Origin of the sequence: Chryseobacterium sp. c4a (assembly GCF_009900745.1) — a bacterium.
GTDB lineage: Bacteria > Bacteroidota > Bacteroidia > Flavobacteriales > Weeksellaceae > Chryseobacterium.
Genome location: NZ_WXVU01000002.1, coordinates 105,256 through 117,922 on the forward strand (window position 1 = coordinate 105,256; position 12,667 = coordinate 117,922).

The 12,667-nt window shown below is 36.8% G+C and carries 11 protein-coding genes; 3 read left to right on the forward strand and 8 right to left on the reverse strand.

Features of this window, described 5'->3' with window-relative positions:
• Nucleotides 1-21 precede the first annotated feature (21 nt).
• Nucleotides 22-843 (reverse strand): GLPGLI family protein, encoded by an 822-nt coding sequence (locus tag GTR01_RS04870; RefSeq protein WP_160136744.1) that lies wholly within the window; start codon nt 841-843, stop codon nt 22-24.
• Between the two features lie 150 nt (nt 844-993).
• Here GTR01_RS04870 and GTR01_RS04875 point away from each other — a divergent pair, with 150 nt between their 5' ends.
• Nucleotides 994-1,875 (forward strand): DUF808 domain-containing protein, encoded by an 882-nt coding sequence (locus tag GTR01_RS04875; protein WP_160136745.1) that lies wholly within the window; start codon nt 994-996, stop codon nt 1,873-1,875.
• A gap of 123 nt (nt 1,876-1,998) precedes the next feature.
• Here GTR01_RS04875 and dnaJ read toward each other — a convergent pair whose 3' ends face one another.
• The 5 genes from dnaJ to proS all read right to left on the reverse strand — a co-directional run bounded on the left by dnaJ (nt 1,999) and on the right by proS (nt 8,386).
• Nucleotides 1,999-3,117, reverse strand: a complete 1,119-nt coding sequence (dnaJ, locus tag GTR01_RS04880; RefSeq protein WP_065393720.1) for a molecular chaperone DnaJ — start codon at nt 3,115-3,117, stop codon at nt 1,999-2,001.
• A 101-nt stretch (nt 3,118-3,218) separates the two neighbouring features.
• Nucleotides 3,219-3,755 (reverse strand): nucleotide exchange factor GrpE, encoded by a 537-nt coding sequence (locus GTR01_RS04885; RefSeq protein ID WP_160136746.1) that lies wholly within the window; start codon nt 3,753-3,755, stop codon nt 3,219-3,221.
• A gap of 255 nt (nt 3,756-4,010) precedes the next feature.
• Nucleotides 4,011-5,348: an Nramp family divalent metal transporter gene (locus GTR01_RS04890; protein WP_160136747.1), complete on the reverse strand. Its 1,338-nt coding sequence runs from the start codon at nt 5,346-5,348 to the stop codon at nt 4,011-4,013.
• Between the two features lie 113 nt (nt 5,349-5,461).
• Nucleotides 5,462-6,793, reverse strand: a complete 1,332-nt coding sequence (locus GTR01_RS04895; RefSeq protein ID WP_160136748.1) for an OmpA family protein — start codon at nt 6,791-6,793, stop codon at nt 5,462-5,464.
• Between the two features lie 117 nt (nt 6,794-6,910).
• Nucleotides 6,911-8,386 (reverse strand): proline--tRNA ligase, encoded by a 1,476-nt coding sequence (gene proS, locus GTR01_RS04900; protein WP_160136749.1) that lies wholly within the window; start codon nt 8,384-8,386, stop codon nt 6,911-6,913.
• 142 nt (nt 8,387-8,528) lie between these two features.
• On the opposite strand from proS, the gene GTR01_RS24815 reads away from it, so the two are divergent.
• A complete protein-coding gene (locus GTR01_RS24815; protein ID WP_160136750.1) occupies nt 8,529-9,611 on the forward strand; it encodes a prolyl-tRNA synthetase in 1,083 nt (360 codons plus the stop codon).
• A gap of 32 nt (nt 9,612-9,643) precedes the next feature.
• Nucleotides 9,644-11,047: an OmpP1/FadL family transporter gene (locus GTR01_RS04910; RefSeq protein WP_160136751.1), complete on the forward strand. Its 1,404-nt coding sequence runs from the start codon at nt 9,644-9,646 to the stop codon at nt 11,045-11,047.
• Between the two features lie 85 nt (nt 11,048-11,132).
• Here the strand turns inward: GTR01_RS04910 and GTR01_RS04915 are convergent, their stop codons facing one another.
• Nucleotides 11,133-11,840 carry a ZIP family metal transporter gene (locus tag GTR01_RS04915; RefSeq protein WP_160136752.1) on the reverse strand — a complete coding sequence of 236 codons (708 nt, stop codon included), beginning with the start codon at nt 11,838-11,840 and terminating at the stop codon, nt 11,133-11,135.
• Nucleotides 11,840-12,565: a class I SAM-dependent DNA methyltransferase gene (locus tag GTR01_RS04920; protein WP_160136753.1), complete on the reverse strand. Its 726-nt coding sequence runs from the start codon at nt 12,563-12,565 to the stop codon at nt 11,840-11,842. Before GTR01_RS04920 ends, GTR01_RS04915 begins: the two co-directional genes overlap by 1 nt.
• Between the last annotated feature and the right edge of the window lie 102 nt (nt 12,566-12,667).

The window sequence follows — 12,667 nt, forward strand, 5'->3', positions numbered from 1 at the left end:
CGGAATATAGTGGGGATTTATTTATTTTTTCAGCAGATCTATCTCAATGATATTATTATCTTTTTTAATCTCATCGAGTCTGTCTTTTTCTATTTCTCTTACTTTTTGTTGTCCACTCACAGTATTACCTTCAGTATCCTGATAATCTGGAATTTTTCCTATCAGGTCAGCAACAGGGTTGGTTCGGTAGTTTTTATACAATTTAATAAACTGTGGATATGATATTTTTGATATTTTGTAATTATTGACAGTAGGATAAATAAATTCTTCCTTGGTGTCTTTAATACCTTTCAGCATATACTGATGGTTTTTACCATGATCTTCTAGTTCAAGGATAAGTCCCGGGAGACCATAAAACTTATAAGGGCCATCCTGGAAGGGAATATCTTTGGCAAACCATGCTGTCCACTGCCTTCCGCCATAAGAAACTGTAGCTTTTTGTACTTTATGATTCAATATGGTCTTAAATTCAGAGGAAAGTTTCCACGGAAGTTTTACCTCCTGACTGATAATATATTTTCCATATGAAATTACTTTTACATACTCAATTTGAGATGAATTTGGATATTTGATTACTTTATCTTCGATCATTGACCCACCTTCTGTAGGCATTGATATAATTCCTTTTTGGGCATTACTGACCAGAGTAGAATCTGATCTATACCTTTCCTGCCCAAAAAAAAGAGACCTTTTCTTGTCAATATCCAGTACCATTATTTCAGTTATACTTTGTTTCTTTTCGGTAGAATCAGGAATAAAGCGGTATTCATAGAGAAACTGCTTGCTTTGACTTTGAAATAAGCCGGAGAGTAAAAGAATAAAAAAAAGGAATAAAGCTCTCATATTAAATTTTATACTTTGGTGAATGGCTAATATACAAATTAAGAGTATGTGCTATGTGGTACTTAAAATTAATATTTTACAAATCGTTTATAAATAGAATTAAATATTTATTTTTGCGAAAGTTAACAGAGATTAAAAAAACATTAAAATATGGCGTCAGGCTTTTTTGCAATTTTAGATGATATTGCAGCATTGATGGATGATGTAGCGGTTACGAGTAAAATAGCTACACAGAAAACAGCAGGAATTTTGGGAGATGATCTGGCTGTAAATGCAGAAAAAGCCACGGGCTTTCTTTCTTCCAGAGAACTTCCGGTATTGTGGGCAATTACCAAAGGTTCCTTTATCAATAAGTTGATTATTCTTCCTATTGCGTTTTTACTCAATTGGCTCTACAAACCGGCCATAGAAATGATTCTTATTCTGGGAGGTTTATACCTTGCTTTTGAAGGAGTAGAGAAAATCATTGAATATTTATTTCACCGTTCTAAAAAAGGACATGAAGTAGTGGCGGAGAGTAATGAAGATGAAAACTCAGAAGTTTCTGAAAAAGCAAAGATCAATTCAGCGATTAGAACCGATTTTATTCTTTCTATTGAAATTGTAATCATTGCTTTAGGAACGGTCATTCAACAAGAGCATCCATTACTTACCCAAATTCTTACCGTAACTTTTGTGTCATTTCTAGCCACGGTAGGGGTATATGGAATCGTAGCATTGATTGTAAGAATGGATGATGCTGGTTTTAGTTTGATTAAAAAAAGCCATGATAAAGGTTTCTTCTCTAAACTTGGACATTTACTAGTAAAAGCTCTACCTATCATTATCAAGTTACTGGGCATTGTTGGAACTATTGCTTTGATTTTAGTGTCTGGAGGAATTTTCGTTCACAATATTCACTATCTGCACAAATTGTTACCTACTTGGCCGGATATTCTAAAAGAATTCACTTTTGGAATGATAGGCGGAATTGCTGCTGTACTTGTTTTTACACTAGGAAAAGGAATCTATTCTTTAGCGACAAAAAAATAAAACAGAATTATAATTAAATAACCAAAAAAATCCTGTATTCGTGAGAGTACAGGATTTTTTATGGTCTGGCTTAAAGGTCATTTTGAAACCCTAAACAAAAAAGAGGCCTAAGCCTCTTTTATATTAATTGAATAAATCTTTTACTTTATCAAAAAAAGTTTTTTCCTTTCCGGATGGTTCTGCAACCATTTCTCCGCTGGACATTTGCTTTTCAAAGAAGTCTTTTTGCTCCTTAGTAAGTTTTTGTGGTGTCCATACATTGATATGAATAAACATGTCTCCTTTACCATAGCTATCGATGCTTGGAAGACCTTTTCCTGCTAATCTTAAGATTTTTCCGGATTGTGTTCCTGGATCTACTGTAATTTTTACTTTTCCGCCTACTGTAGGAATTTCTTTTTTCGTTCCTAAAGCTGCTTCAGCAAATGAAACATACAATTCCTGGTGAAGGTTGTCTCCTTCTCTCTTAATAGTTTGGTCTACCTCCTCTTCAATGATTACTAATAAATCACCAGGCGTACCTCCAAACGGAGCATCGTTTCCTTTTCCTCTTACATTAAGCTGAATTCCGTCTCTTGCTCCTGCAGGAATATTGATGGTGATTTCCTCTTCATCTTTTACAAGACCCTGAGCATTAGCTCCGGCAGGAATTTTATCAGCAACTTTTCCGATTCCCTGGCAAGTTCCACAAGTTGTTTGAGTCTGCATTTGACCAAACATCGTGTTCATCACTTTAAGTTGAACACCGGAACCGTTACAAGTAGGACATGTTTTTGAAGTGGCACCTTCTGCCATCTTCATTTTTTTTACTTTAATGGTTTTATGAGTTCCGTTTACCATTTCCTCAAGGTTCAGCTTGATTCTGATTCTTAAATTAGAACCTTTCACCTGCTGGCGACCACCGCCGCCACCGCCGAATCCTCCGAAACCACCACCGAAAATATCTCCAAACTGGCTGAAAATATCCTCCATGTTCATTCCGCCTCCGAAGCCTCCGCCTCCGAAACCGCCATTTCCACCCATTCCGGCGTGACCGAATTGGTCATATCTGGCACGTTTCTGATCGTCGCTTAGTACTTCATAAGCTTCAGCAGCTTCTTTAAATTTTTCTTCAGCCTCTTTATCCCCTGGATTTTTATCCGGGTGGAATTTGATGGCCATTTTACGGTATGCTTTTTTTATTTCGTCGGCCGATGCAGATTTGCTGATCTCAAGAACCTCGTAATAATCTCTTTTTGACATGACAATTATATAATTGATTACTGATAAATGATAAAAGATATTGTAAAGCTAATAAGTGAAACATTCATCAATTATCACTCATCATTTATCATTTATGAATTTTAGTTTCCTGTTACTACTTTTGCAAAACGGATTACCTTGTCACTCAAAGTGTATCCTGTTTCAATAACATCTACGATTTTTCCTTTCAGCTCTTCTGTTGGCGCTGGAATTTGAGTAATAGCCTCATGGAAATCTACATTGAAGCTGTCACCAGCGCTCACTTCCATAGCTTTTAATCCTTTTTCCGTAAGTTTATTTTTAAACTTCTGATAGATAAGCTCTACCCCTTGAAGGTCAGCCGGATTTCCGTTTTTAGCGATTTCTTTTAATGCTCTTTCAAAATCATCTAAAACGCCCAACATAGAAACCATCATATCCTGATTGGCATATTGGAAGAATTCCATTTTCTCCTTAGAAGTTCTTTTTTTATAGTTTTCGAATTCAGCATATAATCTGATGTAACGATCCTTTTCTTCTGCCAAAAGTTCCTCAGCAGAAGGAGTCGCTGTCACATTGTCCTGAGACGTAGCCTCATTCTGAACGTTGTTATCTTCTTGATTATTGATGCTTTCTTCGTTAATATCCTGATTTTCCATAATTCAATATTTATTTACATGAATGTTTCGCAAAGACTCTGCCAAAGGAAAAAACAGGACATTAAGGCAGAAAAATGAATGAGTAAAGCAATACGTTTTTGACAGATGAATAAGGGAAGGATAGACAAAAAGATGAGAGACAGGAGATTAAATAAAAATAAAACTTCAAGGTTTAAAGCTTTAGATTGAATGGTGGCAACCTTAAACGTTAAACCTTGAAGTTTGATATCTCGAATCACGAAATCCTGATCTCAATTATTGTTCCCCTGTAAACGTCTGATACAACAGGTATAAATTTAGAACAATGATGATAATGGTAATAGCCCATACACAAACCTTCAGGAATGGTTTATTCACGAATTTACCCATTTTAGCTTTATCGTTGGTAAACATTACAAGTGGAACTACCGCAAAGCTTAGCTGCATGGATAAAATAACCTGGCTTAAAACCAAAAGCTCAGTGGTTCCCTGTTCTCCATAAAGAATAGCCACAATCAGTGCCGGAATAACGGCAATAAGTCTTGTGATCAATCTTCGCAGCCATGGTTTTAATTTAATATTTAAAAAGCCTTCCATTACAATCTGACCCGCTAAAGTTCCGGTAAGTGTCGAGTTTTGTCCGGATGCCAATAGCGCAATTGCAAACGCAATACTTGCCATTGATGCTCCTAAAATAGGTGTTAACATCTGATAAGCATCATGAATATCAGCGACATGTTCGTTTCCTGTAGTGTGAAATGTGGCCGCTGCCAGAATTAAAATCGCTGCATTGATAAAAAAAGCCAGCATCAATGATACAGTGCTGTCTAAAGTTGCAAATTTAATGGCCTCTTTTTTACCTTCAGTGTCACGGGTATAATCTCTGGTCTGTACAATACTGCTGTGTAGGTATAAATTATGAGGCATTACGGTAGCTCCTAAAATCCCGATGGCAATATAAAGCATAGCAGGGTTTTGAATAATTTCTTTTTGTGGAACCAAGCCTCCCAGAATTTCATTAAAAGCAGGTTTAGAAATAACAATCTCATAAGCAAAGCAAGCCAGGATTATAAAAATAAGTCCACCTACAATACTCTCAATCCAACGAAATCCTTTTGCCTGAAGGAGAAGAATTACCAATACATCTACAGTTGTTATGACAATTCCCCATGTCAAAGGTATATGAAACAGAAGATTTAAAGCAATGGCAGAACCTATGACTTCGGCAAGATCACAGGCAGCAATGGCTATTTCACAGAATACCCAGAGAATAAAATTGGTTGTAGGGCTGAAATGGTCTCTACAAGCCTGTGCTAAATCTCGTTCTGCTACCACACCAAGTTTAATGGATAAGTGTTGCAGAAGTACAGCAAAAATATTAGAAATAAGAATAACAGAAAGTAGAGTGTACCCAAACTGAGCCCCTCCTGCAATATCTGTAGCCCAGTTTCCAGGATCCATATAACCTACAGCGATCATCAACCCAGGCCCCGTAAAGGCAAGGTATTTTCTCCAAAAGCTAGCTTTTTTAGGAACTTTAATAGAAGAATAAACTTCTGATAAAGAGTGTGATGTTTTTTCTTTTCGCCAAGCGCTTTTTAAATTGAAACTCATAAATGTTAGAAATGACTAACAAATTTAATTAAATAAATGTAAACACAAAAATCATGGCATAAAAAAATCCCGGAAAGTGATTTCCGGGATTTAATTTTTATTGATTCTAAAGATTATTTAGCAAATCTTACAGACATTTTTCTGTCTGCAGCTCTTTCTGCATCAGACGCTTTTGCATCTACTTTTGCAAATTTACTTCCATAACCTTCTGCTCCAAGTACTTGAGCACCAACTCCTGCTTTAGCTAAAGCAGCTTTGATGAAATCAGCTCTTGCCTGAGAAAGTTTTACGTTAGAAGCTTCGTTTCCAGTTTTATCAGTGTACCCACCGATTTTAACTTTTGAGTCAGGGAAAGCTTTAAGAATAGCTACTAAGTTATCAAGCTGTCCTTGTGATCCAGCCTCTAATTCAGTAGAGCTACCCAATTTAAAGTTAACGTGATCGAAATCGTACCACTTGTCTTTCAATGCTGCATCGTCTGCTGCATTTTTGTATCCTCCAGATTTAAGGAATGTGATCATTTGATCTTCCATACCGCCTTTGTATCCTTTAAGCATCACTCCGTTAAGATCGATGTTTTCATCAGTTTTAGCGGCAGGTGCGGCAGTGGTAGCTGGCGTGGATGTTGTTGCAGAAGCAGTATCTGTATGAGTTCCTGTGGAGTCTGAGGTAGAAGTCATTGTAGTAGTTGTTTGCTTCTTCTCACACTGTTTCCAAAGGAAATATCCAGCAGCGATTAATAATAAAAGCGGAAGCAACCATTTCCAGATTGAACCTCCGCCTTGATTATTGTTGTTGTTATTTTCAAATTGTTCTCTTATTTCTCTTGCTCCTTCACTCACATTTTCTCTAGCTGTGGCAACACCTTCAGCGATGTTATCCTTAGCAGTAGAAGTTACCGAAGAAACGGTTTCTTTAGCCTGACCAAACCAATTCTCAGCTCCTAATCCAAAAGAAGCTAAAGAAAGACCCGCCGGCAGTAAAGAAGAAATAATGCCTTTCTGATCATTCAGTAAGCCGGAAATACCTGAAGCACCCAAATTATTGTCTGCTGCATATTTTCCAACTGTGCCTACTGTAGCCCCGGTAACCAGGTTTAACAAAGAACCTGCAGAATTGTTGCTGATTCCCGAAAAACTGGCAATGGAATTTACTAATCCGCCTATTTTATCTCCAAAAAGAGAAGATAATAAAGTAGAGATAATAGGGTTATTAGATGATCCACCTAATAGATTTCCTAAAATTCCACTTGAAGAGGCTTTTGTAATAGCATCCACAACGCCAGGGTTGTCTGCGTTATTGGCTAATCCACCTACTACAGCAGGTAATAAGCCACCAATTGCTTTAGAAATTCCTGATTCACTTTCTCCAAACTGTGAAGCAGCTTGTGAAACCAAAGCGGGACCTAATTGTCCTTTAATTAAATCAATGACATTTAAAGACATAATAAATTTTTTTAGATTAATGTTGAGATAAATTTAAACAAAAATCCGTCTAAATGTCATTTTTTTTTTGAATAATTCTTTAAAATTTAACGATTTTTTTTAAAATCGTTAAATTTATTAATACGCTTTTGCGAATAATACACGTCTCTTAGACGGTTTCCCGGAAATCAATGAAATACCTTCTTCAATGTCATCATCTAAAGGAATACATCTAATGGTAGCTTTCGTTTCATCCTTGATCTGTTCTTCTTCTTCAGCAGTACCATCCCAGTGTGCATAGATAAATCCTCCTTTTTCTTCAAGAACTTTCTTGAATTCTTCGTAAGTATCTACTTTGGTAATATTGTTTTTTCTGAATTCAAAGGCTTTGTTATAAATATCCTGCTGAATTGTTTTTAATAACTCTTCAATATAAGTGTCTATACCCTCGATAGAACGAACTTCTTTAGTCAGGTTATCTCTTCTCGCAATCTCTACTGAATTGTTTTCAAGATCTCTTGGCCCCATCGCGATTCTTACCGGAACACCTTTCAATTCGTATTCAGCAAATTTCCATCCTGGTTTGTTCTGAGTGTCATTATCAAACTTCACAGAAATACCTTTAGCTCTTAATTTAGCCTGGATATCTAGAGCCACTTCACTGATTTGAGCCAATTGCTCTTCCCCTTTAAAGATAGGAACAATCACAACCTGAATTGGAGCTAGAGTTGGAGGCAATACCAATCCGAAATCATCAGAGTGAGTCATAATTAAAGCTCCCATCAAACGAGTAGAAGTACCCCAAGATGTTGCCCATGCATGTTCTATTTTTCCTTCTTTGTTGGTGAATTTTACATCAAATGCTTTTGCGAAATTCTGACCTAAGAAGTGAGAAGTTCCCGCCTGAAGCGCTTTACCATCCTGCATTAATGCTTCAATACAGTACGTTTCGTCTGCTCCTGCAAACCTTTCAGAAGGAGTCTTTAATCCCTGAATTACAGGAATTGCCATAAAGTTTTCAGCAAAATCTGCATATACTTTATTCATTTTTTCAGCTTCTTCTACTGCTTCATCTTTTGTAGCGTGAGCAGTGTGCCCTTCCTGCCATAAGAATTCTGCCGTTCTAAGGAATAGACGGGTTCTCATTTCCCAACGTACAACATTAGCCCATTGGTTGATCAAGATAGGAAGGTCTCTGTAAGACTGAATCCAATTTTTATAAGTGTTCCAGATGATTGCTTCAGAAGTAGGACGAACGATAAGTTCTTCTTCCAATTTTGCATCCGGATCTACAATCAGTTTTGAAGGGTTATTAGGATCTGTTTTTAGTCTGTAGTGAGTTACTACTGCACATTCCTTTGCAAAACCTTCTGCATTTTTTTCCTCAGCCTCAAATAAGCTCTTGGGCACAAAAAGCGGGAAGTATGCGTTAACGTGACCTGTTTCTTTGAATTTTTTATCCATTTCATCACGCATTTTTTCCCAGATTGCATAGCCATACGGTTTGATTACCATACATCCACGCACTCCTGAGTTTTCAGCTAAATCAGCTTTTACAACCAGCTCATTATACCATTTGCTGTAATCTTCGCTTCTTGAGGTTAATTTTGCCATTATCTTTTAAAATTTTTTTAACTTTTGCACATTATTGTTATCTAAAAATAAAAATCTATTTTTGATAGATTTTTTAATCAGTATTGGTACATTTTTGGTACAGATTGCAAATATAATTTAAATTAAAAATTTTTACGTTATCATGAAAAGAAATATACATAAAAATTTGCTTGGTCTGCTAAAATCTAAAGGGGTATTAGCAATATCAGGTGGGTTATTGCTTATGTCTTGTGGTGCTCAGATGGGAGGGTATAGCGAGACAGATGGGGTATATTATGACCCTAATAAGGATACGCTGCCCGAAGGAGTTATCATTAATGGTAGCGGAAACAGAGTAGGAGAATATTACGACTACTATCAGGATTCTAATGTGATTCAAAATGCACAGATGAATTCAAGAGAACAACAAAATAAATATAACGAATGGAGTGGAACCGGTTGGAATACCAATGCTACAGACTCTGATTGGGGAATGTATGCAGGTTCTCAGACCAATTACTATGATAACTCATGGGGATGGGGATCTCCTTGGGGCTGGTATGGAGGCTATAATCCATATTGGGGCTGGAACCGTGGCTGGGGCTGGGGTGCTGGTCTTTCCTGGGGTTGGGGCGGATCATTCGGCTGGGGCTGGGGAGGCTCTATCGGATGGGGAAGCCCATGGGGTTACGGATATTCTCCTTATTGGGGCGGATACTATGATCCATTCTGGGGCGGTTATTATGGTAACCCATACTGGGGCTACGGAGGTGGCTACTGGGGTGGTTATAACAGAATTTATATGAGAAGCGGTAACAGTGGTTCAGGTATGGGTAATGCTGTATACAGAACCAATACTGCTAGAAACAATAACGGATTCAGAGATGGTAATGGATTTAGAAACTCTAATTCAGGTGGATTCAGAAATGACAATTCCGGTGGATTTAGAAACGAAAACTCTGGAGGATTTAGAAATGGAAATTCCAATGGAGGGTTCAGAAACTCTAACCCAGGTGGTTTCAGAAATTCAGATTCAGGAGGATTCCGTAATACAACTCCGCAGCAGCAGCAGCCAAGATATAATAATGGCGGCTTCAGATCTGGTGATTCAGGAGGATTTAGAAACAGTGGCGGATTTAATAATTCCGGTGGTGGTTTCAGATCTGGCGGTTCATCCGGCGGTGGCGGCTTTAGAGGCGGTTCATCTGGTGGCGGCGGTGGTTTTAGATCCGGTGGCTTCAGATAATATTCAACTTCATAAAAACTATTAAAAAAATAATGTTAAAAAAATCTTTAGTATTAATGAGTATTTCTGCTGCATTTTATGCGCAGGCTCAGGATGTTTCATTAATAAGAAATACTGTAGATGTTTATTCAAGCAGCCCAATGGTTGGTTCTGCTAAGTTTAATGGTATGGCTGGTGCTAATGGTGCATTAGGTGGTGATGCCAATTCACTGTTGACCAACCCTGCTGGTTTGGGAGTTGCTATTTCAGGAGAAGCTTCTGCAACTTTATCTATCATAGGTAATAAAAACAGTACTTCTTTAGGGAACCAAACAATAGATTATAGTAAAACGAGAGGAGATTTAGGCAATGCAGGAGGAATAATAGCTTTTCCATTGATGACTCAGTCTGCGTGGAAATTTATCAATATTGGGGTTAATTTTTCAAATCAATCTCTTGATAATGTAGTAGAATCTCCAGGCAATGCAAATATTACAGCTAAATTACCAGATGGAAATGCGTCATTAGCAGGACATCAATATTACAGAGCTGGGAATTTATCAAAGATGAGTTTTGGTGTGGGTGCCAATTACAATCATAATTTCTACATCGGAGCAGGATTGAATTTTTTCAATGCATCCATTGATCAGACAGACCAATTGGCTTTTAAAATGGCTAATAGTAATAATGTTGATTACTTTCACAAGCAGGATAGTCCTTACTGGGAAAGAGCTTCAGGTTTTTCTGCATCATTAGGGGTAATTGGAAAATTAAGTCCTAATTTCAGAGTAGGAGCAACCCTTGAAACACCTACATTCTGGAGTATAGATCGTGATTTTAGCTTCTATGATAATCCGAACTATGGAAATGGTATAGGATCAGAAAACAGAAAATTTACTTCTCCGCTTAAAGCAACTGTGAGTGCTGCATTTGTAGCCAATAAAAACTTCTCCTTGAACGTAGACTATACATTAGGGCTTACAAAACCTGATTATAAAGTATATGGTAACATAGAGCGTGATCTTAATTCATTCTTTAAAGAGAATTATAAGAATATGTCGGAAGTGAGAGTAGGAGCAGAATATAGAGTACAGCAATTTAGATTAAGAGGTGGGTATTCTTATTTATCCAATCCTCTTGATGCGCTTACTATTACCAGATTTGATAATGCGGGTAATGTAGGAGATCAATCATATAATAATCTGATGCTGAGCGATAGAAATCTGGTTTCATTTGGTATTGGATATGACTTCAAAGCATTTTATATTGATGCATCTTATCAGAATATAACCTCCAAGTATAGCAGCCCTTCTGTAAGAGGACTGATTGGAAATGATTATGATAGTGCTTATTATTCAACAGGTTCTAAGTCTATTTATGAGAATGACGCTTATGCTGTAAGTGAAGTTAAAAATAGCAGAAATAATTTCTTCCTTACGGTAGGTTGGAAATTCTAATTTTCAATCGATATGAGGAAATAAAAATAAAAGCTCTGGATTTTGTAGTCCAGAGCTTTTTTTATGTTTAAATATTTTTATTTTTTTAATGATGATGGAAGAGGTGCATAACCAGAGCTAAAGAAACACCTAATACAACAAGTCCTATTTTCACCCAATCAATATTGTGGTTCTTATTGCTTTCAAAAATAATTACCGATGAAATATGAAGGAAAATTCCACCTACGATAGCCAGAAAATAAGGCTGAAGGTTGGGGTTGAAATAATTTCCCAATAACATTCCCATAGGAGATGCTAATGCAAAAAGAGCTACAATTAATAAAGACGGATAAGATGATGAGCTTTTTGATTCACCTTTCCTGTTGAATAAAAATGCTCCCAGAATAAATGAAATAGGTAGATTATGAAATACGATTCCTAAAAGATAAGGAGATAATTCATGCTCATTAGCTAATGGAATTCCCTCAATGAATGCATGAATGAATAATCCTACCATTAAAGCCATTGGAAGAATATTGTGCTCACCATGATGATGAAAATGTCCATGCTCAAAACCTTTGGTAAGGGCTTCAAGGATCATTTGCAGAAGAACTCCTGCAATGACGAATATTCCCAGACTGCTGCCTGCTGAAGATGTATAAACTTCAGGGAAAACTTCGTTCAGACAGATTGTAATCAGGAAACCTGCACTTAATACTAGGAGGTTTTTAGCCAGTTTTTCCTTTTTACCAAAGTGTTTTCCCAGAAAGACTCCGGTGATGACACTTAGAATCAGTAAAAGTACTGTTACCATTATTTTTTCTTAAATAAATTGATACAACGTGGGGAAGTTTCTTTGTTAAATTCATTCAGCTGGTAATCTCCCCAGATTTTTACTCTTTCAAAGCCACAATCCGAAGCATACGCATGGATGGCATCTAAAGTATGAAGCTTTACTTTTTCAAAGAAATGAAAAGGCTGGCCTTCTGTTTCAAAACGAATATCTTTGATTATATGTCTGCCTTCGATTTTCTTTAGAATTTTAAAATCAATGTCGCCACGGGTGATGGTGGTTTCAGGAACTAATGTGTTTCTTACAAATTCTTCATTCAGATAATCCAAAACGAAGTATCCTCCCGGCTTCAGTGCATTGTAGACAGATTGAAAAACCTTCTTGTCATCATTTTCATTGTCAAAATAGCCGAAACTTGTGAATAGGTTGAAAACAGCATCCATCGGATCTGTATCAATTGGATTTCGCATATCATGAACCTGAAAAATCAGGGTTTGATTTTCATACTGTTTATCAGATTCAATACTTTGTCTTGAAAGATCCAACCCCAAAACATCATACCCTAATTTATTAAGGAAAACAGAGTGTCTTCCTTTCCCACAGGCAAGATCGATGATCTTGGATTGAGGCGGAAGTTGCAGATCCGCAGTAAGTTTTGTAATGAAGTTTTCAGCTTCAGTATAGTCTCTGTTGCTATAAAGCAAATGATAATAAGGGGTATCAAACCAAGATTCAAACCATTCCATAACGCAAAAATAGTTAAATTTGTGGTCTTAAAAGCAAAGTATTTTATAACATGAGATGATTGAAAAATTCAATTGGTCAATAAATTGAATGGGTAATCTTTT